This window comes from Actinoplanes sp. NPDC023936, assembly GCF_040639325.1.
Classification (GTDB): domain Bacteria; phylum Actinomycetota; class Actinomycetes; order Mycobacteriales; family Micromonosporaceae; genus Actinoplanes.
In genome coordinates, this window is sequence record NZ_JBEZZR010000019.1 from 61,124 (window position 1) to 82,519 (window position 21,396).

22 protein-coding genes are annotated in these 21,396 nt (G+C 70.7%); 13 read left to right on the forward strand and 9 right to left on the reverse strand.

The window, feature by feature from the left end; all coding sequences use genetic code 11:
* Window positions 1-70 precede the first annotated feature (70 nt).
* From hisD to priA, 7 genes are read left to right on the forward strand one after another with little or no spacing between them, the layout of a single operon-like run.
* Window positions 71-1,408, forward strand: coding sequence for a histidinol dehydrogenase (gene hisD / locus AB0F72_RS23860; RefSeq protein ID WP_360435182.1), 1,338 nt, complete (start codon window positions 71-73; stop codon window positions 1,406-1,408).
* On the forward strand, window positions 1,405-2,481 hold the full coding sequence (locus AB0F72_RS23865; protein ID WP_360435184.1) for a histidinol-phosphate transaminase: 1,077 nt from the start codon (window positions 1,405-1,407) through the stop codon (window positions 2,479-2,481). Before hisD ends, AB0F72_RS23865 begins: the two co-directional genes overlap by 4 nt.
* Window positions 2,478-3,089, forward strand: a complete 612-nt coding sequence (gene hisB / locus AB0F72_RS23870; protein WP_360435186.1) for an imidazoleglycerol-phosphate dehydratase HisB — start codon at window positions 2,478-2,480, stop codon at window positions 3,087-3,089. The genes AB0F72_RS23865 and hisB overlap by 4 nt, the downstream gene beginning before the upstream one ends.
* On the forward strand, window positions 3,086-3,247 hold the full coding sequence (locus AB0F72_RS23875; RefSeq protein ID WP_360435188.1) for a hypothetical protein: 162 nt from the start codon (window positions 3,086-3,088) through the stop codon (window positions 3,245-3,247). The genes hisB and AB0F72_RS23875 overlap by 4 nt, the downstream gene beginning before the upstream one ends.
* On the forward strand, window positions 3,247-3,873 hold the full coding sequence (gene hisH, locus AB0F72_RS23880) for an imidazole glycerol phosphate synthase subunit HisH (RefSeq protein ID WP_360435190.1): 627 nt from the start codon (window positions 3,247-3,249) through the stop codon (window positions 3,871-3,873). Before AB0F72_RS23875 ends, hisH begins: the two co-directional genes overlap by 1 nt.
* On the forward strand, window positions 3,870-4,190 hold the full coding sequence (locus AB0F72_RS23885; protein ID WP_360435192.1) for a hypothetical protein: 321 nt from the start codon (window positions 3,870-3,872) through the stop codon (window positions 4,188-4,190). The genes hisH and AB0F72_RS23885 overlap by 4 nt, the downstream gene beginning before the upstream one ends.
* Before the next feature lie 7 nt (window positions 4,191-4,197).
* A complete protein-coding gene (priA, locus tag AB0F72_RS23890) occupies window positions 4,198-4,923 on the forward strand; it encodes a bifunctional 1-(5-phosphoribosyl)-5-((5-phosphoribosylamino)methylideneamino)imidazole-4-carboxamide isomerase/phosphoribosylanthranilate isomerase PriA (protein WP_360435194.1) in 726 nt (241 codons plus the stop codon).
* Here priA and AB0F72_RS23895 read toward each other — a convergent pair.
* Complete coding sequence (locus AB0F72_RS23895) at window positions 4,869-5,795, reverse strand: LysR substrate-binding domain-containing protein (RefSeq protein WP_360435196.1); 927 nt, start codon at window positions 5,793-5,795, stop codon at window positions 4,869-4,871. The genes priA and AB0F72_RS23895 overlap by 55 nt on opposite strands.
* Window positions 5,796-5,868: 73 nt before the next feature.
* Here AB0F72_RS23895 and AB0F72_RS23900 point away from each other — a divergent pair, with 73 nt between their 5' ends.
* Both AB0F72_RS23900 and hisF read left to right on the forward strand, forming a co-directional pair.
* Window positions 5,869-6,753 (forward strand): EamA family transporter, encoded by an 885-nt coding sequence (locus tag AB0F72_RS23900; protein ID WP_360435198.1) that lies wholly within the window; start codon window positions 5,869-5,871, stop codon window positions 6,751-6,753.
* Window positions 6,750-7,511, forward strand: coding sequence for an imidazole glycerol phosphate synthase subunit HisF (hisF, locus tag AB0F72_RS23905; RefSeq protein ID WP_360435200.1), 762 nt, complete (start codon window positions 6,750-6,752; stop codon window positions 7,509-7,511). The genes AB0F72_RS23900 and hisF overlap by 4 nt, the downstream gene beginning before the upstream one ends.
* Before the next feature lie 2 nt (window positions 7,512-7,513).
* Here the strand turns inward: hisF and AB0F72_RS23910 are convergent, their stop codons facing one another.
* The 4 genes from AB0F72_RS23910 to AB0F72_RS23925 form a co-directional block, all read right to left on the reverse strand.
* Entirely contained in the window at window positions 7,514-8,740 is a 1,227-nt protein-coding gene (locus tag AB0F72_RS23910; RefSeq protein WP_360435202.1) for a HipA domain-containing protein, read from the reverse strand.
* Window positions 8,730-10,148 carry a DUF262 domain-containing protein gene (locus tag AB0F72_RS23915; protein WP_360435204.1) on the reverse strand — a complete coding sequence of 473 codons (1,419 nt, stop codon included), beginning with the start codon at window positions 10,146-10,148 and terminating at the stop codon, window positions 8,730-8,732. The genes AB0F72_RS23910 and AB0F72_RS23915 overlap by 11 nt, the downstream gene beginning before the upstream one ends.
* A 121-nt stretch (window positions 10,149-10,269) precedes the next feature.
* Window positions 10,270-10,698 carry a hypothetical protein gene (locus AB0F72_RS23920; RefSeq protein ID WP_360435206.1) on the reverse strand — a complete coding sequence of 143 codons (429 nt, stop codon included), beginning with the start codon at window positions 10,696-10,698 and terminating at the stop codon, window positions 10,270-10,272.
* Window positions 10,699-10,792: 94 nt separating this feature from the next.
* Window positions 10,793-11,419, reverse strand: coding sequence for a hypothetical protein (locus tag AB0F72_RS23925; protein WP_360435208.1), 627 nt, complete (start codon window positions 11,417-11,419; stop codon window positions 10,793-10,795).
* A 59-nt stretch (window positions 11,420-11,478) separates the two neighbouring features.
* Between AB0F72_RS23925 and AB0F72_RS23930 the strand changes: the two genes are divergently transcribed.
* Window positions 11,479-12,933, forward strand: a complete 1,455-nt coding sequence (locus tag AB0F72_RS23930; protein ID WP_360435210.1) for a PLP-dependent aminotransferase family protein — start codon at window positions 11,479-11,481, stop codon at window positions 12,931-12,933.
* 1 nt (window position 12,934) lies between these two features.
* Here AB0F72_RS23930 and AB0F72_RS23935 read toward each other — a convergent pair whose 3' ends face one another.
* The 3 genes from AB0F72_RS23935 to AB0F72_RS23945 form a co-directional block, all read right to left on the reverse strand.
* Entirely contained in the window at window positions 12,935-13,267 is a 333-nt protein-coding gene (locus AB0F72_RS23935) for a glyoxalase (protein WP_360435212.1), read from the reverse strand.
* A 60-nt stretch (window positions 13,268-13,327) separates the two neighbouring features.
* Complete coding sequence (locus tag AB0F72_RS23940; protein ID WP_360435214.1) at window positions 13,328-15,151, reverse strand: long-chain fatty acid--CoA ligase; 1,824 nt, start codon at window positions 15,149-15,151, stop codon at window positions 13,328-13,330.
* Between the two features lie 227 nt (window positions 15,152-15,378).
* Window positions 15,379-16,005 carry a TIGR03085 family metal-binding protein gene (locus AB0F72_RS23945; RefSeq protein ID WP_360435216.1) on the reverse strand — a complete coding sequence of 209 codons (627 nt, stop codon included), beginning with the start codon at window positions 16,003-16,005 and terminating at the stop codon, window positions 15,379-15,381.
* Window positions 16,006-16,118: 113 nt separating this feature from the next.
* Here AB0F72_RS23945 and AB0F72_RS23950 point away from each other — a divergent pair, with 113 nt between their 5' ends.
* Both AB0F72_RS23950 and AB0F72_RS23955 read left to right on the forward strand, forming a co-directional pair.
* Window positions 16,119-17,936 (forward strand): ABC transporter ATP-binding protein, encoded by a 1,818-nt coding sequence (locus tag AB0F72_RS23950; protein WP_360435218.1) that lies wholly within the window; start codon window positions 16,119-16,121, stop codon window positions 17,934-17,936.
* Complete coding sequence (locus AB0F72_RS23955) at window positions 17,933-19,693, forward strand: ABC transporter ATP-binding protein (RefSeq protein ID WP_360435220.1); 1,761 nt, start codon at window positions 17,933-17,935, stop codon at window positions 19,691-19,693. Before AB0F72_RS23950 ends, AB0F72_RS23955 begins: the two co-directional genes overlap by 4 nt.
* Before the next feature lie 117 nt (window positions 19,694-19,810).
* Here the strand turns inward: AB0F72_RS23955 and rpsD are convergent, their stop codons facing one another.
* Complete coding sequence (gene rpsD, locus AB0F72_RS23960) at window positions 19,811-20,419, reverse strand: 30S ribosomal protein S4 (RefSeq protein ID WP_360435222.1); 609 nt, start codon at window positions 20,417-20,419, stop codon at window positions 19,811-19,813.
* Between the two features lie 70 nt (window positions 20,420-20,489).
* Between rpsD and AB0F72_RS23965 the strand changes: the two genes are divergently transcribed.
* The gene (locus tag AB0F72_RS23965) at window positions 20,490-21,248 is read left to right on the forward strand and encodes a DUF2470 domain-containing protein (RefSeq protein WP_360435224.1); all 759 of its coding nucleotides are present in this window, start codon (window positions 20,490-20,492) and stop codon (window positions 21,246-21,248) included.
* The last annotated feature ends 148 nt before the right edge of the window (window positions 21,249-21,396 follow it).

The following is a 21,396-nucleotide window of genomic DNA, read 5'->3' on the forward strand; positions in this document are numbered from 1 at the left end:
GCGTGTCCCAACGCCTGGGCCGGGGGCGTCGCCGTCGGGTGTCGAGCCGGGTGCCGCCTAGACTAGGCGTGTGCTGAATCGGATCGACCTGCGCGGCTCCTCCCGTGACCCGCGCGGCCTGCTGCCCCGTGCCCAGCTCGACGTCTCGGTTGCCGTCGAGCGGATCCGCCCGGTCGTCGAGGCGGTCCATCAGCATGGGTTCAGCGCGATCCGGGAGGCGACCGAGAAATTCGACGGCGTGCGGCTGGAGCGCCTGCGTGTTCCGGCCGAGGCGATCGCCTCGGCCGAGGAGACGCTCGACGCCGACGTGCGCGCCGCGCTGCTCGAGGCGATCAAGCGGGCCCGCAAGGTGCACCGTGACCAGCGTCGCACCGACGTCACCACCACGGTGGTGCCGGGCGGCACGGTGACCGAGCGCTGGGTGCCGGTCCGCCGGGTCGGCCTCTACGTGCCGGGCGGCCTGGCCGTCTACCCGTCCACCGTGGTCATGAACGTGGTGCCCGCCCAGGAGGCCGGCGTCGAGGGCCTGGTGGTCGCGTCGCCGCCGCAGGTCGCCAACGACGGCCTGCCGGACGCGCGGGTGCTGGCCGCCTGCGCGCTGCTCGGTGTGACGGAGGTCTACGCGGTCGGCGGCGCCCAGGCGATCGCGATGCTCGGTTACGGCTCGCGTGGCGTGGCCGCCTCGGACGACTCAGCCGGCGCCGGCGACTTCGAGCACTGCGAGCCGGTCGACGTGATCACCGGGCCCGGCAACATCTGGGTGACCGCCGCGAAGCGCCTGCTCCGCGGCGTGGTCGGGATCGACGCCGAGGCCGGTCCGACCGAGATCGCGATCCTCGCCGACGAGACCGCCGACCCGCGGCACGTCGCGGCCGACCTGATCAGCCAGGCCGAGCACGACCCGCTCGCCGCGAGCGTGCTGGTCACCGATTCGCCGGCCCTGGCCGACGCGGTCGAGGCGGAGCTCGCCGTGCAGGTGACGAACACCAAACACGACGAGAGGGTACGGACGGCGCTGACCGGCGAGCAGTCCGGTGTGGTGCTGGTCGACGACCTGGAGCAGGGTCTCCGCGTCGTGGACGAGTACGCGGCGGAGCACCTGGAGATCCAGACGCGGGACGCCCGGGAGTGGGCTCTGCGGGTCCGCAACGCCGGTGCGATCTTCGTGGGCGCCTGGTCGCCGGTGTCGCTCGGCGACTACGCGGCCGGCTCCAACCACGTGCTGCCCACCGGCGGCTGCGCGCGGCACTCGTCCGGCCTGTCGGTGCAGTCGTTCCTGCGCGGCATCCACGTCGTCGAGTACGACGAGGCCGCCCTCAAGGACGTGGCGGGGCATGTGGTGGCCCTGTCCACCGCCGAAGATCTGCCCGCGCACGGTGATGCGGTTAAGGCTCGGTTCCCGCGATGACGACCATTGACGATCTGCCGATCCGGGACGATCTGCGCGGCAAGACGCCGTACGGCGCGCCGCAGCTCGACGTCGCGGTCCGGCTGAACACCAACGAGAACTCGTACCCGGTGCCGGACGACGTGGTGGAGGCGATCAGCAAGGCCGTGCAGGCCGAGCTGCGTGACCTGAACCGGTACCCCGACCGCGACGCGACAGCGCTCCGCAGCGAACTGGCCGGATACCTCGGCCACGGCCTCACCACGGCGAACGTGTGGGCGGCGAACGGCTCCAACGAGGTGCAGCAGCAGCTGCTGCAGGCGTTCGGCGGCCCCGGCCGGTCGGCGCTGGGTTTCGGCCCGTCGTACTCGATGCACCCGCTGCTGGCGCAGGGCACCGGCACCCGCTGGATCGGCGCCCGGCGCGACCCCGACTTCGGGCTCGCGCCCGAGCACGCGGTGGCCGACATCGAGAAACACGACCCGGACCTGGTCTTCGTCTGCTCGCCGAACAACCCGACCGGCACCGCGCTGGACCCGGCGGTGATCGACGCGATCCTGGCGACCTCGCGGGGCATGGTGATCGTCGACGAGGCGTACACCGAGTTCGCCCGGCCCGGCACGCCCAGCGCGCTGGCGCTGCTGCCGGGCCACCCGCGTCTGGTGGTGAGCCGCACGATGAGCAAGGCGTTCGGCTTCGCCGGCGGCCGGCTGGGATACCTCGCCGCCGACCCGGCCGTGGTGGACGCCGTGCAGCTGGTCCGGCTGCCGTACCACCTCTCCGCGATCAGCCAGGCCGCCGCACGGGCCGCTGTCGTGCACCGGGCGTCGCTGCTCGCCACCGTGGAGCAGATCAAGGAGCAGCGCGACCGGATCGTGGACACCCTGCGCGCCCGTGGCGTGCGGGTCGCCGACTCGGACGCCAACTTCGTGCTGTTCGCCACCGGCGACGACCAGAAAGCCGCCTGGCAGGCCTTCCTCGATCGCGGTGTGCTGATCCGCGACGTGGGCCTGCCCGGCTGGCTGCGGGTCACCGCCGGCACTGAATCCGAGACCACCGCTTTCCTGAACGCCGCCGAGGAGATCCTGTCGTGACCCGTGCCGCGCGTATCGAACGCGTCACCAACGAGACCAAGGTGCTGATCGAGATCGACCTCGACGGCACCGGCAAGGGCGATCTGAACACCGGCGTGGGGTTCTACGACCACATGCTCAACCAGCTCGCCAAGCACGGCGGGTTCGACCTGCTGGTGCGTACCGAAGGCGATCTGGAGATCGACTCGCACCACACCATGGAGGACACCGCGATCGCGCTCGGCGAGGCGTTCGCGCAGGCGCTCGGCGACAAGCGGGGCATCCGGCGGTACGGGTCGGCCACCATCCCGATGGACGAGGTGCTCGTGCGGGCCGCCGTGGACCTCTCCGGCCGGCCCTACGTGGTGCACGACGAGCCGCTGCTCACCCCGTACATCGGGCCGGTCTACGCGACGAGCATGACCCGGCACATCTTCGAGGCGTTCGGCCACGCGGCGAGGGCGACGCTGCACGTTGACGTGCTGCGCGCCTGCCGTCCGGGCGGCCACCCGGACGCGCACCACGTGGTGGAGGCGCAGTTCAAGGCGTTCTCCCGGGCGCTGCGCGAAGCCGTCGAGATCGACCCCCGCAACGCCGGGGCGCTGCCGTCCACCAAGGGGGTGCTGTGATCTCGCTGGTTCTGTTCGCGATCGCCGGCATCCTGGTCGGCGGCGTGATCCAGCTGGTCAAGTCGGGAGCCACCCGGTTCAGCATCGGGCTGACCGGTGTGCTGGCGGCGCTCGCCACGGCCGGCGGGTTCGCCTGGTGGCCGATGGGGGACGCGTGATGGGTAAGAACGTCGTCATCCTCGACTACGGGTCGGGGAACCTGCGGTCGGCGGAGCGGGCGGTCGCGCGTACCGGCGCCGACGTGACGGTGACCAGCGACCTCGCCGCGGCTGCCGAGGCGGACGGCCTGGTGGTGCCGGGCGTCGGGGCGTACGCGGCCTGCATGGCCGGGATCGAGGCGCTGAACGCCGGACCGGTGATCGCGGAACGGGTCGCGGCCGGCCGTCCGGTGCTCGGGATCTGTGTCGGCATGCAGATCCTGTTCGACTCCGGTGTCGAGCACGGCGTGGAGTCGAAAGGGCTCGGGCTGCTCCCCGGCTCGGTCACCAAGCTCTCCGCCGAGCGGATCCCGCACATGGGCTGGAACACCGTGGAAGTGCCGCGGGACTCACGGCTGCTGGCCGGTCTCGCCGGAGACGAGCGGTTCTACTTCGTCCACTCGTACGCTGCCCAAGATCTTGATCTGCTGGCCGAGGCCGGCGCCACGGTGACCACCGCAAGCCATGACCTGCCGTTCGTCGCCGTGGTGGAAGCCGGCGCGCTCAGCGCCGCGCAGTTCCACCCGGAGAAATCGTCGGACGCCGGCTACCTGCTGCTCCGCAACTGGGTCGCAGGCCTGGGGTGAGCAAGGAACGCGCGCGACGGCGGGCCGAGAGGCTCGCCGTCCTGGAGAAGGAGAAGGCGGTCCGGGCGCGGAAGGTCGCCCGCCGCAGCCGTCTCCGGCAGGTCAAGCGCGACCTGACTCCGCGGTTCGGGCGCAACGGGCGGCTCTACCACCGCAGCCGCCGTGAGCGGATCGGCATCGCGGTCGTGACGCTGCTGGCCATCGCCGCCGTCTGGACCTTCATCCCGGAACTGGCGCTCCGCGTCATCCTCACCGCACTGCTCGTTCTCGCCGTGCCGGCCCTCGTCGTCGTGGTGCTCGGCCGCCGTTCCTCCTAGGAGAATCGTGACACTCCAACTGCTTCCCGCCGTCGACGTCGCCGAGGGCCAGGCCGTCCGCCTGGTGCAGGGCGCCGCCGGCTCGGAGACCGCCTACGGCGACCCGCTCGAAGCCGCGCTGGCCTGGCAGAACGACGGGGCCGAGTGGATCCACCTGGTCGACCTGGACGCGGCCTTCGGCCGGGGCTCCAACGCCGAGCTGCTCGCCGACGTGGTGCGCCAGCTCGACGTGAAGGTGGAGCTCTCCGGCGGCATCCGCGACGACGAGTCGCTGACCCGTGCGCTGGCCACCGGCGCCACCCGCGTCAACATCGGCACGGCCGCGCTGGAGGACCCGGAGTGGTGCGACCGGATCTGCGCCGAGTACGGCGACCGGGTCGCGATCGGGCTGGACGTGCGGGGCCGTACCCTCGCCGCCCGTGGCTGGACCCGCGAGGGCGGTGACCTGTACGAGGTGCTCGCGCGCCTCGACAAGGCGGGCGCGTCCCGCTACGTCGTCACCGACATCACCAAGGACGGCACGATGCGCGGGCCGAACCTGGACCTGCTCCGCGAGGTCTGCGCCGCCACCGACAAGCCGGTGATCGCCAGCGGTGGCGTCTCCACGCTGGAGGACCTGCGGGCTCTCGCCACCCTGGAGCCGATCGGGGTGGAGGGCGTGATCGCCGGCAAGGCGCTCTACGCCGGCGCGTTCACGGTTCGTGAGGCGCTGACCGCCCTGGCGACCGCCTGATCCCAGGCGTCGCGCAACGCCTCCTCGGCGGCCTTGATCGCAGGACGGGCCGCCGAGGAGTCACGCCAGGCGATCACCACGCGCCGGGTGGGCAGCGGGGTGACGGCGACCACCCGGACGCCGTCGGGGAGGGCCGGGCGGGCCAGCCGGGGGATGAGACCGACGCCGAGACCGGCCGCGATCAGGGTCAGCTGGGTCTCGAACTCGCCGACCTGGAAGTCGGGGACGAGGCCGGGCAGTTTCCGCACCAGGTACTCGTAGCAGACGTCGCCGGCGCGGACGGCGATCCAGCGCTCGTCCCGAGCGTTCGCCAGGGTGACTCTTCCCTTCAAGCGATGATTTGTCGGCACGATCAGGTCCGCATGGTCCGCGCCGATCTCCACCTTGGTCACCGTGTCCGGATATTTCAGCCCGACCTCCGGCCAGTCGTCCAGCACGGCCAAATCGACGTGACCCCGGCGGAGCAGCTCCAGCCCCTCGTGCGGATTCACCTCGATCAGGCCCGTGGTCAGCTGCGGATGATCGACGGCCAGCCGCCGCAGCGCATGCGGCATCAGCGCCCGGCACGCGGTCGCGAAGGCCGCCACGGTGAGCCGGCCGGTCACCGTGTCCCGATGCGCGGCGAGCGCCGACTCGGCCTCGTGCACGCTGGTCAGCACCCGCTCGGCGTGATCGGCGAGAACCCGGCCGGCGTCGGTGAGCCGCAGCCTGCGGCCGTCCTTCTCGACCAGGACCGCGCCGGTCTCCCGCTCGAGTTTCGTGATCTGCTGGGAGACCGCGGACGGCGTGCAGTGCAGCGCCTCGCCCGCCGCGAGCACCGTGCCGTAACTCGCCACCGCGTGCAGCGCCCGCAGCCGGCCCAGGTCAATCATGTAGCGATGCTACATCGTCGGTGTAGGTTATTTTGCTGGTGCTTAACGGTCCATCTGGTGAACGCTTGCTCGCATGAGACCGCGCCACCTCGCCCTCGCCGTCGCCGTCGCGGCGATCTGGGGCTTCAACTTCGTCGCCATCGACGCCGGACTCGACCACTTCCCGCCGCTGCTGTTCTCCGCGCTCCGCTTCGGACTCGCGGCGTTCCCGGCGCTGCTCTTCGTCGGCCGCCCGCAGGTGCCGTGGCGCTGGATCATCGCCGTCGCCCTGATCCTCGGCGTCACCAAGTTCTCGCTGCTCTTCGCCGGGATGGCCACCGGCATGCCGGCCGGGCTCAGCTCGCTCGTCCTGCAGAGCCAGGCGATCTTCACGATGCTCTTCGCGGTGCTGTTCCTCCGTGAACGCCCGCGCCGGATCCAGATCGCCGGCCTCGCCGTCGCGGTCGCCGGCGTCCTCCTCGTGGCCACCCGGATGGGTGCCAACCTGCCGGCGTTCCTGCTGGTCATCGGCGCGGCGGTGGCCTGGGGCCTGTCGAACGTCGCCACCCGCAAAGCCTCGCCGCCGGACAGCCTGCGCTTCATGGTCTGGGTCAGCGCCCTCGCCACCGGCCCGCTCGTCGTGCTCTCGCTGCTGATCGACGGCCCGTCCGCCGACCTCGCCGCGCTTCGCGCGATCAACACCGAGGCCTTGCTCTCGCTGCTGTACATCGCGCTGATCAGCACGCTCGCCGGCTTCGCCGGCTGGGGATTACTGCTGCGGGTGTACGGGGCCGCGACCGTCGCGCCGTTCTCGATGCTGGTCCCCTTCTTCGGGATGGCGTCGGCTGCCGTGTTCCTGGGGGAGCCGATCCATCGGGTCGACGTCATCGGCGGGGTGCTCGTCGTCGGCGGGGTGCTTCTGGGACTGGTCCGGGGCCCTCTCCTCGCCAGAAGGAGCCTGGTTAGGGTTGAGGCATGACGGTCGCGGTTCGTGTAATCCCCTGCCTGGACGTGGACGCCGGACGGGTGGTGAAAGGCGTCAACTTCGTCGACCTGCGGGACGCCGGTGACCCGGTGGAACTGGCCGCCGCGTACGACGCCGCGGGCGCCGACGAGCTGACCTTCCTCGACGTGACGGCCTCCTCCGACGACCGGGGCACGATGCTCGACGTGGTGCGGCGCACCGCCGAGTCGGTCTTCATCCCGCTCACCGTGGGCGGCGGCGTCCGCTCGGTGGAGAACGTGGACGTGCTGCTGCGCGCCGGCGCCGACAAGGTGGGCGTGAACACCGCGGCGATCGCCCGTCCCGAGCTGATCCGGGAGATCGCGGAGAGGTTCGGCAACCAGGTCCTGGTGCTCTCGCTCGACGTGCGCCGCTCGCCGGACCAGCCGAGCGGCTGGGAGGTCACCACCCACGGCGGCCGCCGCAGCGCCGGCCTGGACGCGATCGAGTGGGCGGCCCGGGTGGCGTCCCTGGGCGCCGGCGAGATCCTGCTGAACTCGATGGACGCGGACGGCACCAAGGCCGGCTTCGACCTCGAGCTGATCCGCGCGGTCCGCGCGGTCGTCGACATCCCGGTGATCGCCAGCGGCGGCGCGGGCGCGGTCGAGCACTTCCCGCCGGCGGTGGACGCCGGCGCGGACGCGGTGCTGGCGGCGAGCGTCTTCCACTTCGGCGACCTGACGATCGGTGAGGTCAAGAACTCCCTGCGCGAGGCCGGCAACCCGATCCGCTGACCTCAGGCGGTCCGGGCCAGCGGCAGATCACGCAGTCTGCCGTTGATGAGTTCGGCCATCTCGGGTGAGAGCGGCAGATCGGTGGAGAGCGCGGACCACGTCTCGCGCATCCTCTCCACGAAAGCCGCCGCGAGCGTCGCCAGCTCCTCGGGGTCGGGGTAGCCGATCCGCTCGCCGAAGCGGCGGAAGGTCGCCGGCGTCACCGAGGCGAAGTCCTTCGACCGGTCGAGGTTGAGAGCCAGCGTGTCCGCACGGAACGGCTGGTAGACGATGGTCGACACGAAGTCGTAGGCGGGACTCAGCTCGGTGAGTCCCGACCGCCCGTATCGCAGCGACCAGTTCTTGAGGTGTGCGTCCCCGTTGCCCATGAGGACGATGGCCACCAGCCGCCGGACGAATTCCTGAACGGCCTCCACACCGGCCAGAGTCAGCAGGATCCGGCCGATCGACTCGTAGTTCGCGTTCTGGTACTTCCGCTCGGGATAGACGTCGAGGATCTGGGCGAAGTCCTCGATGTGCTGACGGGCGCCGCCGAGCCGGTCGAACCGTTCGATGGCGAAGACCTTGGCACTCCGGTCGACCAGACCCGCGGGAACACCCTGTACCTCCGCCGCGGGGAAGAGCTCGATGGCGGGAACATCGACTCCCGACTCCTTCAGCCACAGCATCATCGAGTATTCGTTCTCGGGCACCTTGCGGAAGTCGTGGAACGGCAGCTTGACGATCCAGTCGCCCCCCTCGCCGCTGGCGGGAAGGGTGAGACCGCGATGGGTCTTGAGCAGGGACAGCTTCAACTGGATGCCGGCCAGGGAGAACTTGAGCCGGACGCCGTCCGGGAACTCGGACGCGGGCGGCGCCTCGTGCGGCTCCGGGAGCCTTGCCCACGGTTCGGAGGGGGCGACGGTGACCGCTCCCGGCAGATCGTGCCCGAGGCCGGCGAGCATGAAGAACTCGCGTTCCGGATGGATGCCGAGCTGCCGCGCCACGATGTCGCGCAGTGGGCCGCCCTTCTCCGGGAGCAGATTCGAGAACCACGGTGTGAGCCGCTGGTGTGTCGAGCGGACGCGTTCCGGGTCGTCCTCGAAGGTCTGGCCCAGAACCGGACGTCCGGTCGTGCGTGAATAGGCGCTGTCCGGTGTGAATCGTGCGGTGTTGCCGTCCAGCGTGATCTCACCGACCCGGCGGTCGTGCAGCCGGACGACGAGGAGCCATCTCTGTTCAGCGCGCATGGCTGTCCGCGTCCTCCGGCTCGTCGGAGATCAGCAGGTCGCTGATCGCCGGTCGATCGGAGGCGCCCCACTGCGCCCGCCTTCGGGCCTTGAGAAAGAACTCCGACGCCAGGAGCCGGCTTCGGTCATGGTCGAAGCCATCGAGATCGCCCGCCCGCAGCAGCGATAGCGCTCTGCTGCCGACCGCGTGCGATGCGAGGACATCCCGGTCGGGCGCCCGCGAGAGGAGAAGCTCTTCGAGCGGCCCCTCCTCCGGAGGCGAGAAGAAGGTCGACCCGGCGAATTCGCGGAAGACCGCCGACCCGCGCGCCTGCAGCAGGCCTGCGATCGGCAACGGCTCACCGGTCAGCAGGGAGCGAGGCTCGAGCGTGCTCAAGGCGAGCCTCGTGCCGGCCCGTGCCAGGTAATGCTCGGCCTCCGGGATCGTGGCCGGCAACAGGCGCAGCAGTTCGGCCACGTCGAGGGAGTCGGCACCGTGCAGTGGCGGCTGGCGGCCGGGCGATTCGGCGTATCCCATGGATCGCCACAACCAGCGGTCGAGAAGAACACGCGCACGTGCGGAAGGGTTCGGGTTGAGATCGAAGAATCCGGCCAGGACCGGAAGCAGCGCGAGGTGGTTCTCCCACACCGTCAGATGCGGGATTCCGGCCTCCTCGCTCAGCCACGCCGTCGCCCGGCGCAGCGCGTCCGTGGTTCGCTCGGGGCTCGAACCGGAGAGCCGCGGCGTCCACGAACCGATCAGGATCATCGTCTCCAGAACGCTGCTGTCGGGCAGCGGCCCGAACGCGGGATCGGAGGCCTGCGCCACGCCGCGATTCCCGGGCCGCCGGGTATGGAAGAGGTCGGCCTCGTTCAGACGGACGCCACCGTTGTTCAGGCTCACGAAGATCTCCGCGGCGGACTCCAGCGGGGTGTGGGCGATCCGCACCACTCCGACCCTGTAGTCGAGGATGCGGGAACGTATCTCCAGCGCTCGTTCGACCAGAGGATCCGAGTCGAGGCCGTTCAACCAGGAATGGAACGCGTACGGATCCAGAGCCGCATCCAGGGGGAGATCGAGCGGCTCACCCGGCTCCCGTTGCGGGATCAGGGTCTCCGACGAGAGGTCGTAAGCGAGGCGGATCGCGCCGGACCCGGCCTTGTCCACTGCCAGAAGGGCGCCGGCGAGAGTGCCGAGCCGTTGTGATCCGTCGATGACCAGCCACGCGGACGGGTCGCCGGGAGCGGTGATCCGCACCGGGCCGATCCACTCGGTGGAAGGTCCCGCCGGGCTCTCCATGATGGTGATCATCCCGGTCGGCCGCCCGGCCAGGATGCTCTCGAAGAAGGGCACGACCTGTTCCGCCGTCCAGACATAGGGACGATGGAAGGGTGGAAGCCGGAATCGGCCTTCGACGATCGCGTCCACGACCCGGGCCATGGGAAGGAAGGTGGCCTCTGCCATCCCGCACCCCCCATCGATCGCCCGGACAGCCCGTTACGAGGTCATTTAACCGTACGGACGGGTTCGTCAGCGATGACCGAGCCGCTCAGCGGCCGTCGGCCAGGCGTAGGCGGTACTCGCGGAGGGCGGCCGTGTAGGCCTGCTCGTCCAGGACGTAGTCCGCGTCGCCCGGCGCGGGGCCTCGGTTCAGCTGGGCCTGCAAGGTCATCACTGCCGAGGAGAGGCCGCTGAACGGTCTCGTGCGCCAGAGCTGTTCACCGGCCGGGGCGACCTCGATCAGGTCGTCCTCCACGGTGATCAGACCGGCGCCGGCCAGGCGGCGCAGCGATTCCTCGAGGTCCTCGCGGCTGGGCACGCTGTGGTGCAGGAAGTCGGCCGCCGCCAGCAGGTCGGCCAGGGTCGCTCCGGTGACCGGCAGGGCGGCATGCATCGCCCTGTCGCGTTCCAGGCGCTCGGCGATGACCGCGGAGACGAAGACCCAAGCGTCGTTCCAGTGCCAGTCGCCGACCCCCATGCCGCAATGATGCCGTGTCGTGGCCCGGCCGGGAAGCGAATGTGTCCGGATGATCAACGCGCCGCCGTCGGCGGTGGAAGTGGATCAACCGGGGCTAGACCCGGACAGGGAGTACTCGGTGGTCGGCGGGCGCCGGTCGAGGGCGGACGGTCAGCGCCGGGAGAAAGAGGTGCACCAGGGGACCGATCGTCACGGCGTACGCAATGGTCCCGATCCCCGCCGTTCCGCCGAGCAGGAAGCCCGCGCCCAGCACGCTCAGTTCCAGGCCGGTGCGGATCAGCCGCAGGGAGATCGTGGGGAAGCGGGCGGCCAGGCCGGTCATCAGGCCGTCGCGCGGGCCGGGGCCCATCCGGGAGCCGATGTAGAGGCCGGTGGCGAAACCGTTCAGCAGGATGCCGCCGACCAGGTAGCCGATCCGGGCCGGGAGCCCCTCGCCGGCCGGCAGCACCGCGAGGGCCGCGTCGGCGGAGAAGCCGACCACGACCAGGTTCGCGACGGTGCCGAACCCGGGCCGCTGGCGCAGCGGGATCCAGAGCAGCAGCACCGGCACGCCGACCAGCAACACGATCCAGCCGAAGCTGATCCCGGTCACCTCGGCGAGTCCCTGATGGAAGACGTCCCAGGGGTTCAGGCCGAGGTTCGACTCGACCATCAGGGCCATCGAGACCCCGTAGAGGAAGAGCCCGGCGAACAGCTGGGGGACGCGCCGAAAAAGGTCCATGCTTGGCAGTCTTAATGCCAATCCGGCGATGTTAAAGTGCCAATCGAGCGGAGGTGGCTATGACAACGTCGGTACGCGGTGACCAATTGGCCCGGCTGCTGGGGCGGTGGCACTCGCTGCCCGGCCGCCGGCGCAGCCCTGACTACGCCGCGCTGGCCGGCGCGGTCCGCGGTCTGCTCGCCGACGGGCGGCTGGCCCTCGGCGTGCGGCTGCCGGCCGAACGGGAGCTCGCCGAAGCACTCGCGATCAGCCGCACCACGGTGTCCGCGGCGTACCGGGCGCTGCGCGAGACCGGCCACCTGACCAGCCGGCGCGGCGCGGGCAGCTGGACCACGCTGCCGCACGGCCACCGGGTCGCCACCTCCGGGCTGTGGACGCCCGACGACGACCTCGACATGATCGACCTGGGCTGTGCCGCGTCGGCCGCTCCGGTCGAGCTGGTGCCGGCCGCCCGGGCCGCCGCCGACGACCTGCCGCGCTACCTGGGCAGCGCCGGGTACCACCCGACCGGGTTGCCCGAGCTGCGGGCGGCGGTCGCGGAGGCGTACACGGCTCGGGGTGTGACCACCTCGCCCGAGCAGATCATGATCACCAGCGGCACGCAGCAGGCCCTCGACCTGGTGCTGCGGCTCTCCGTGCCGGTCGGGTCACCGGTGCTCGTGGAGACGCCGACGTACCCCAACGCGCTGGCCGCGCTCGCCGCCAGGCGCGCCCGGATCAGCACCCACGGCCTCGACATCGAGACCGGCTGGGACGGCGAGATGCTGCTCGGCGCGCTGCGCCAGACCAGACCCAGGCTCGCGTACGTGATTCCCGAGTTCCACAACCCGACAGGTCACCTGATGCCGGCCGAGCTGCGGGAACGTCTCGTGGTCGGCGCGCACGCGGCGGGCACCGAGCTGGTCGTCGACGAGTCCTTCGTCGACCTGCCGCTGGACGGGCAGGAGATGCCGCCGCCGGTCGCCGTCTTCGACAGGCACTCCCGCGTCACGTCGATCGGGGGGATGAGCAAGGCGTACTGGGGAGGTCTGCGGATCGGCTGGGTCCGCGCCTCGGCGCCGCTCGTGCAGCGGCTCGCCGCGATCCGGGTCGGCGTCGACCTGGGCAGCCCGGTCCTGGAGCAGCTGGTCGCCGTCCACCTGCTCCGCGGCGCGCCGGAGATCGTGGCGGCCCGGCGCGCGCAGTTGCGGTTCCGCCGGGACGCCGTGGTGACCGCGCTGCGCGAGATGCTGCCGGAATGGCGGTTCGTGGTGCCGGCCGGCGGGGTGACGCTCTGGGCCGAGCTGGACGGGCCGATCTCCAGCGCCCTGTCCCGGGCCGCTGAGGATCTCGGGGTCCGGCTGGCGCCCGGGCCGCGGTTCGGCCTGGACGGGACGCTGGAGCGGTTCCTGCGGGTGCCGTTCACCCTGGCGGCCGACGATCTGGTGGAGGCCGTCCGGCGGATCGCGGCGGTCCGGCACGACCTCGATCACGCGCCGCGCCCGACGTGGCGGAGCCCGGTGGTCATCACCTGAGTCAGGTCGGCTGGTAGAGGCCGATCAGGTGGCCGTCGGCGTCGCGAACCGTCGCGATCAGAGCGCCACCCACGTCGTGCGGTGAGCGCTCCGCGGAACCGCCCGCCACGATCAGGGCGCCGACCGCGGTCTCGATGTCGTCCGTCGACCAGTGGACGATCGGTCCGGCGGTCACGTCACCGTGCGGGTCGAGGCCGACCTCGGGCGCGCCCGGCGGGCGGAAGCCGACGTAGAACGGCTGGTCGACGTAGGGCTCCACGCCGAGCAGCGTCTGATAAACCACCTTGGCCCGGTCCAGGTCCGCGACCGGGACGATGATCGTGCGAATGGTCACCGGACGAGCCTACGAGAAAACGGGGCCGGACAGGTCCGGCCCCGTTCACAACGTCGCAGGTCAGAGCTGGGCGAGCGACCCCGCGTACATCTTGTCGATCTGCTCGGCGAAGTTGGTCTCCACGCTGCGCCGCTTGATCTTCATGGACGGGGTGACCTCGCCGGCCTCGATGCTGAGGTCGCGGGGGAGGATCGCGAACTTCTTGATCGTCTCCCAGCGGTTCAGCTTGGCGTTGAGCTCGTTGACGAAGCCCTCGACCAGTTTCTCGGTCTCCGGCGCGGTCACGATCTCCGCGTAGCTCTTGCCGGCGAGCGGGCCGCCCTCGGCCCACGACTTGATCGCGTCCTCGTCGAGCGAGATCAGCATGGTGACGAAGTTGCGGTTCTGGCCCACGACGATCGCCTGCGAGGTGTACGGGCAGACCGCCTTGAACGCGCCCTCGATCGCCGACGGGGCGATGAACTTGCCGCCGGACGTCTTGACCAGGTCCTTCTTCCGGTCCGTGATCTTGAGGTAGCCGTCGGCGTCGAGCTCGCCGATGTCACCGGTGCGCAGGAAGCCGTCCTCGGTGAACGCCTCGGCGGTGGCCTCCGGCAGGTTGTGGTAGCCCCGCATGACCGGCGCGCCGCGCAGCAGCACCTCGCCGTCGCTGTCGATGCGCACCTCGAGGTCGCCGACCGGCTGGCCGACCGTCCCGATCTTGAGCTTGCCGCGGCGGTTCACGACGTTCGCCGCGCAGGCCTCGGTCATGCCGTAGCCCTCGAGGATCGGCAGGTTCGCCGCCGCGAAGAATTCCGAGATGTCCCGGCTCAGCGCCGCCGAGCCGCTGACCAGCACCCGCAGGTTGCCGCCGAGCTTCTGCTGAAGCTTCGAGAAGACCAGTTTCTCGGCGATCGAGTACTGCAGGCCCAGGCCCGCCGGGACCGGCTTGCCGGCCTGCTCCAGCGCGACCTTCTTCTTGCCGGTCGCGACCGCCCAGGCGAAGATCTTCGGCTTGAGGCCGCTGCCGGCCGTGCCGCTCGTGACGGTCTTGTTGTAGACCTTCTCGAAGATCCGGGGCGGCGCGCACATCAGCGTCGGCTTGATCACCGCGAGGAGGTCGATCAGCCGGTCCACCCGGCCGTCGACGTAGGTGGGGACGCCCACGTGCACGATGCCGCAGAGCAGCGTCTTGCCGAACGCGTGCGACATCGGCAGCCACAGGTAGTGCAGGTCGTCCGGCGAGAAGAGGCCCAGGTCCTCCTGCGCCACACCCTCCCAGGTCCAGCCCTTGTGCAGCAGCTCGACGCCCTTGGGACGGCCGGTGGTGCCGGAGGTGTAGATCAGGGTGGCGACGTTGTCCGGACCGAGCTGGGACACCACGTCGTCGATCAGCGACGGGTTCGCCCGCAGGGCCGCGGCGCCGAGCTCCTCGAGCTCGGTCAGGGTGATCTGCGGCGGGGTGGCGCCGGCGTCGGCGGGCCCCTCGATGATCACCACCTTGGTCACGGCCGTCTCGATGCCGGAGATCTTCAGCGCCTGCTTAGCGTTCTCCGCGATCAGCACCTTCGACCCGGAGTCGGACACGATGAACTGGGTGTCCTCCGGCTCGGTGGTCGGGTAGACGGTGGTCGCGGCCGCGCCGGCGACGTTGATCCCGAGGTCGGCGAGGATCCACTCGAGCCGGGTGTTGGAGAGGATCGCGACCCGGTCCTCCAGGCCGACGCCCAGCTCGCGCAGGCCGGCGCCGATGGCCCGGCAGCGGTCGCCGACCTGACGCCACGTCAGCCACTCGGGACCGGTGTCGGTCGCGTTCGGCTTCGCCAGCGCCCGCGCATCGGGGGTTTTGGCCACGCGCTGAAAGAGCATGTCCGGAATTGACCGGTAGGGAACCGCGAGAGCCATATCGGGTGCCGCCTTCGACCTGAACGGGGAGCTGGTAACGTCGGTGTTACCGCACAGTAATATGTGTCCGGCACCACGGCTAGACTGCGGGATCAACCAACTTCACCGGCGGAACGCCCTCTATCCTAGTCAGCCCCCATGTGAGGTCCAGAGCGCCGCCGGGCTCACAGCTGTTTGTCAGGGCAGAGTGACGCGGCCGGGATACGCGCCGTGACCGAGCGCCACCGTCAAACGCCGAGTTTCGCGGTGCGCAGCCGGTCGGCGGTGGCCGGATCGCCCTCGACGGTGACTCGCGCGGCGCGCTGCCGGCCGAAGAAGAAGACCGCCAGCTCCCCGGCGTCGCCACGCACCGAGACCTGCGGGTTGTCGCCGGTCAGCGCGGGCGGCCGGCCGGTCGGCGTGATCTCGGCGGCGATGCCCAGCCGGCGCAGCGAGGCGCGGGAGATCAGTTTCACGGTCCGCCACAGCGAGGCCTCGAACTCCGGCGTCAGGGAGCGCGGCTCCCAGCCCGGAGTGGCCCGGCGCACGTCCTCGTGGTGGATGAAGAACTCCAGCGTGTTGGCGAGCGGGTCGACCACCGGATTGGTCATCAGGCCCCAGGACGGCGGGTTGCGCACCTGGTCGACGAGTTGCTCGTAGGGCAGGGCGGCACGGGACAGGCGGACCCTCTCCCCGTACCCGGCAAGGGGTTTGATCATGATGCCGGCCGAGGCGTCCGGCCGGCGCTCCCGGACGACGAGATGCGCGGCCAGGTCGCGTGTGGTCCAGCCCTCGCAGAGCGTCGGCGCGTCCGGGCCCTCGCTGAGCAGCAGGTCGGCGAGGAGAGCACGTTCCCGGCGGGCATAGTTCGTCACCGGTCGATCCTAGTCGGTGTAACGCTGCACACAATGTAAACGAGTTGTTGATTCGGCAGGATGGACAGGTAAGGCCGGAAGCCTCGGCGAACACTTACCAGTCGGGTAGGAAATTGAGCGGCAGGGCCAGCAATGACGTGCTGGGACGGGGACTGCGGGTGCTCGGCCAGGCGATACGCACCGAGCCACGGCTCTTCGTCATCAGCTCGATCGGCAGCAGCGTCTTCGGTTTCTTGATCATCGCTAACTCGTACGTGGTCGGTTTCGTCACCGGTCATGTGATCGTGCCGGCGTTCGCGGCAGGGAGCGTGCGCACCGCCTCGCTCGCGCTTGTCGTGGCGCTGCTGGTGGGCATCAGCGGGCTGCGGGTGGCGAGCATCTTCGGCCGCCGGCTCGGCGCCGGGTACATGCAGTTCCGGCTCCAGGCGCGGTACCGGCGCGCGGTGACCCGCCGCTATCTGTCGCTGCCGCCGGCCTGGCATCAGCGGCATGCCACCGGCACGCTGCTCTCCAACGCGAACTCCGATGTGGAGGCGGCCTTCAGCCCGATCGCGCCGCTGCCGTTCGCGGTCGGCACGATCGTGATGATCTTCGGTGCGGTGGTCACGCTCTTCCTCACCGACTGGGTGCTCGCGCTGGTCGGCGTCGCGCTCTTCCCCACGCTGTTCGCGCTGAACCTGGCCTACTCCCGGCGGATGTCGCCGCGGCAGATCCACGCCCAGCAGATGCGCGCCAAGGTCAGCGCGGTGGCGCACGAGAGCTTCGACGGCGCCCTCGTGGTCAAGACGATGGGCCGGGAAGCGGACGAGTCACGCCGGTTCGGCGTCTTCGTCACCGATCTGCGCGACGCGCTGATCTCGGTGGGCCGGCTGCGCGGCGTCTTCGACCCGCTGATGGACAGCCTGCCCAGTGTCGGCACGCTCGCCGTGCTGCTGATCGGCACATGGCGGCTGCAGACCGGTGCGATAAACGTGGCCGAGCTGGTCAGCGTCGCGTTCCTGTTCACCGTGCTGGCGTTCCCGGTGCGCGCGATCGGGTGGGTGATCGGCGAGCTGCCGCGCAGCGTGGCCGGGTGGGAGAGGGTCCAGGCCGTTCTCTCGGCCGAGGGCGACCTCGAGTACGGGCAAGCAGACCTCCCCGGGAGTGGCCCCGCCGAGCTCCGCTTCGAGCAGGTCAGCTACCGATACGCCGACGGCCCGTCCAACCACCCCGCCACCGCCCAAGAACGGACTGAAGGCCCTCCTTACGTCCTTGAGGACGTGACGTTCACCGTCCCGCCCGGCAAGACCGTGGCCCTGGTCGGCGCGACCGGCTCCGGCAAGTCCACCATCGCCGCCCTCGCTATCCGGCTGGTCGACCCGGACTCCGGCGGCATCGCCCTGGACGGGGTGAAGCTGCCCGACCTGTCCGCCGCCGCCCTGGCCGGAGCGGCCGCGCTGGTGCCGCAGATCCCGTTCGTCTTCGACGACACGGTGCGCGGCAACATCGCGCTGGACCGGCCCGGGGTCGACGACGACCAGGTGCGGCACGCGCTGCGGCTGGCACAGGCCGACCGGTTCACCGCCGGCCTGCCGAAGGGGCTGGACACCGAGGTCGGCGAACGCGGCACCTCGCTCTCCGGCGGCCAGCGGCAACGGCTCACCCTGGCCCGCGCGCTCGCCGGACGGCCGCGTCTGCTCGTCCTGGACGACGCGACGAGCGCCGTGGACCCGCGCGTCGAGGCCGCCGTCCTGGGTGCGCTGCGCGACGGGGACGCGGGCGCCTCGATCCTGGTCGTGGCGTACCGGCGGGCCACCATCGCGCTCGCCGACCAGGTGGTCTACCTGCACCAGGGCCGGGTGGTGGCGACCGGGACACATCGTGAGCTGATGGCGGCGCAGCCGGGATACGCCGACCTCGTCACCGCGTACGAGAAGGCGGAGGAGCGATGAGCGCCGACGGAACCGTCGCGACGATCAAGCGGGGGCTGGCGCTCTCCCCGGAGCTGCGCACCGGCCTCGCCGGCACGATCGGCCTCGCGCTGCTGCAGATGGGCGGCCGGGTCTCCGTGCCGATCGCGATCCAGCAGGGCATCGACCGGGGGATCAACGCGCCCGGCGGCCCGGACCCGGGCGTCGTGCTCACCGTGGTCCTGCTGACGCTGCTCGCGCTGATGATCTCCACGCTCTGCGGGTACCTGATGACCCGGCGGCTCTTCACGGTCAGCGAGACGGCGCTCGGCGCGCTGCGCTCCCGGACGTTCCGGCACATCCACGATCTGTCGATGCTGCACCAGCAGTCCGAGCGGCGCGGCTCGATGGTGTCCCGGGTGACGAGCGACGTCGACCAGATCTCCCAGTTCCTGCAGACCGGCGGCATCCAGCTGCTGCTCGCCAGCGGCCAGCTGATCGTCTCGACAGCGGTGATGGCGATCTACTCGTGGCAGCTCACCATCGTGGTGCTGCTCGCGTTCGGCCCGGCGGTCGCGGTGATCCGGCTCTTCCAGAAACGGCTCGCGTTCGTCTACCGCACGGTGCGCGAGCGCACCGGCGTGATGCTGGGCGCCGTCGCCGAGAGCGTGGTCGGCGCCACCGTGATCCGCTCCTACGGGGTGGCGGACCGCACCGGCCGTCGCCTGGACACCGCGATCGACGACCTGCGGGTGGCGCAGCAGAGGGCGCTGAAGACGAGTGTGACCAGCTTCTCCAGCGGCGAGATCGGCGCCGGGCTGGCGCTGGCCGGCGTGGTCGTGGTCGGCACGCTGCTCGGTGTGGACGGTGGCCTCACGGTGGGGCAGCTCACCGCGTTCCTGTTCCTGGTGACGCTCTTCATCCAGCCGGTGCAGATCGCCACCGACATGCTGAACGAGGCGCAGAACGCGGTGGCGGGCTGGAGCCGGATCCTGGACGTGCTCGACGTCGAGCCCGACGTGGCCGACCCGGACGACCGGGGTGTGCCGCTGCCGGCCGGACCGCTGTCGGTGCGCTTCGACCATGTGTCGTTCCGCTATCCCGGCGGCCCGATCGTGCTGTCGGACGTGGATTTGGAGATCCCGGCGAAGATCAAGGTCGCGGTGGTGGGGGAGACCGGCAGCGGCAAGACCACGTTCGCGAAGCTGCTCACCCGGCTGATGGACCCCTCCGAGGGCGAGGTTCTGCTGGGCGGGGTTCGCCTCACCGACGTGCGGTTCTCGTCGCTGCGATCACGGGTGGTGATGGTGCCGCAGGACGGCTTCCTCTTCGACGCCACGGTGGCGGAGAACATCCGGTTCGCGGAGCCGTCGCTGAGCGACGACGACCTGCGCAAGGCCTTCGACGAACTCGGGCTCGGCGATTGGCTCGCCGGCCTGCCGGCCGGGCTCGAGACCCCGGTGGGCGAGCGCGGCGAGGCGCTCAGCGTGGGGGAGCGGCAATTGGTGGCTCTGGTACGGGCCTATGTCGCCGACCCGGATCTGCTGGTGCTCGACGAGGCGACAAGTGCGGTGGACCCGGCCACCGAGGTGCGGTTGCAGCACGCGCTCGACCTTGTCACGCGCGGGCGGACCACGGTGGCGATCGCGCACCGGTTGTCGACGGCCCAGGCCGCGGACGAGGTGATCGTCGTGGACGCGGGCCGCGTCGTGCAACGCGGCCCGCACTCACGCCTCGTCGCCGAGGAGGATTCGATCTACGCCAAGCTCTACGCCAGCTGGTTGGAACAGACGCGCTGACCGGCAAGTACGTGCGCCGGTGAGATGAGCGCGTCGCCCGCCGCGGCTGCTGTCAGCGTGTGCTGCCGGCAACCGCGGCGAGAAACCCGCCATCTCAGCGATTCGAGAGCCGCCTCATCAGCGGGCGTAGTACTCCACGACCAGCTGCTCGTCGCAGAGAACCGGGACCTCGGAGCGCTGCGGCGCCCGGACCACGGTGGTGCGCAGCTCCTCGAGAGCGGTGGAGAGGTACGGCGCGGTCGGCCCGTCCAGGTGCGCGCCGGCGGCGGCGATCTGGAACGGCGGCTTCTGCCGGCTGGTCTCCTTGACCTCGATGACCTGACCCGGCTTCAGCTTGTAGCCGGGGCGGTCCACCTTCTTGCCGTCCACGGTGAAGTGACCGTGCACGACCAGCTGGCGGGCCTGGTAGATGGTCCGGGTGAAGCCGGCGCGGAACACCGTCGCGTCGAGGCGGCGCTCGAGCAGCGTGACCATCGTCTCGCCGGTCTTGCCCTCAGCCTTGTGCGCGGCGTCGAACGCGGCCCGCATCTGGACCTCGCTGATGTTGTACTGGTGGCGAAGCCGCTGCTTCTCCAGGAGCCGGACCTGGTAGTCCGAGCTCTTCCGGCGTCCCCGGCCGTGCACGCCCGGCGGGAACGGACGACGCTCGAAGTACTTGACGCACTTACGCGTCAGCGGGATTCCGAGGGCTCGCGAGAGCTTCGCCTTGGGTCGAGAGTTGTTCAACAGAGATCTCCTGTTACGGTAAGCCTTGCCTAACTTAGGTAAGCCTAACCGGTGCCCGGAGGTGCTCGTCATGCAACCCAGTCCCGCCGAGATCGCGCGCACGCTTTCCGCCGGTCACCTGCCCGCCGTCGCACACATCGCTTGCCGTCCGGGGCCCGTCCCGGTCCGGCACGTCACCGACGCGCAGGGGCGTGTGCTCCTACTCGTGCCCAGCGAGGGTACCCTCGCCGCCGCGCTTCGGCCACAGGACGGGAACGACGACACCGCGCTCGTCCTCGACATCCGCGACGTGCCGCCGATGGCGTCCTCCCCGACCCTCGGCCGGGTGTGGGTCTCCGGCTGGGCCGTGCAGCTCACCGGCGACGACGCCCGGGCCGCCGCGCTCGACTACGCGGACACCGACGCCTGCGGTGACCTGCTCGACATCGGCGAGAGCCAGCTCCTGTACCGGATGGACGTGGCCGAGGTCCGGTACGAGCGCAACGAGAACCTCATCGAGATCGACCCGGACGAATACGCCGAGGCGACCCCGGACCCGCTGCGGGCCGTCGAGTTCGACCTCATCGCCGACCTCGCCGACCATCACGTCGAGGAGATGAGCGACTACGTGAAACGCCAGCTCGGACCGGCCGCCAAGCCCGGTGACGAGCCGCGCGTGGTGCGGATGGACAGGTACGGCTTCGTGGTCCGGATGGGCAAGAACCGCAGCGCCCGGCTGGCCTTCCCGCGCCCGGTCACGGACCGGCACGACCTGGCGCACCTGCTGCACCCGATCCTCTGCCGGCGCTGCACCGCGTCGGACAGCACGGCCGGTCACCCGGCCGCCTAGCGCCTGACGGGCGCTCCTCGAGCGGGTGGGATCCCGCAGCCCCCTTCTGCCGCCGTCGGGCTGCGGGACCCCACCTTCGTGCTCTGCCGGCCGGTGCCGCGGACGGCAGAGCACACCAAACCACAACGACGACGGGCGACACCTTCCG

Excerpts from the sequence above, each read along its gene's own strand:
- AB0F72_RS23865 (WP_360435184.1), top strand. The coding sequence starts at position 1,405 with ATGACGACCATTGACGATCTGCCGATCCGGGACGATCTGCGCGGCAAG.
- hisH (WP_360435190.1), top strand. The coding sequence starts at position 3,247 with ATGGGTAAGAACGTCGTCATCCTCGACTACGGGTCGGGGAACCTGCGG.
- AB0F72_RS23895 (WP_360435196.1), bottom strand. The coding sequence starts at position 5,795 with ATGATTGACCTGGGCCGGCTGCGGGCGCTGCACGCGGTGGCGAGTTAC.
- AB0F72_RS23900 (WP_360435198.1), top strand. The coding sequence starts at position 5,869 with ATGAGACCGCGCCACCTCGCCCTCGCCGTCGCCGTCGCGGCGATCTGG.
- hisF (WP_360435200.1), top strand. The coding sequence starts at position 6,750 with ATGACGGTCGCGGTTCGTGTAATCCCCTGCCTGGACGTGGACGCCGGA.
- AB0F72_RS23910 (WP_360435202.1), bottom strand. The coding sequence starts at position 8,740 with ATGCGCGCTGAACAGAGATGGCTCCTCGTCGTCCGGCTGCACGACCGC.
- AB0F72_RS23920 (WP_360435206.1), bottom strand. The coding sequence starts at position 10,698 with ATGGGGGTCGGCGACTGGCACTGGAACGACGCTTGGGTCTTCGTCTCC.
- AB0F72_RS23925 (WP_360435208.1), bottom strand. The coding sequence starts at position 11,419 with ATGGACCTTTTTCGGCGCGTCCCCCAGCTGTTCGCCGGGCTCTTCCTC.
- AB0F72_RS23930 (WP_360435210.1), top strand. The coding sequence starts at position 11,479 with ATGACAACGTCGGTACGCGGTGACCAATTGGCCCGGCTGCTGGGGCGG.
- AB0F72_RS23940 (WP_360435214.1), bottom strand. The coding sequence starts at position 15,151 with ATGGCTCTCGCGGTTCCCTACCGGTCAATTCCGGACATGCTCTTTCAG.
- AB0F72_RS23955 (WP_360435220.1), top strand. The coding sequence starts at position 17,933 with ATGAGCGCCGACGGAACCGTCGCGACGATCAAGCGGGGGCTGGCGCTC.
- AB0F72_RS23965 (WP_360435224.1), top strand. The coding sequence starts at position 20,490 with ATGCAACCCAGTCCCGCCGAGATCGCGCGCACGCTTTCCGCCGGTCAC.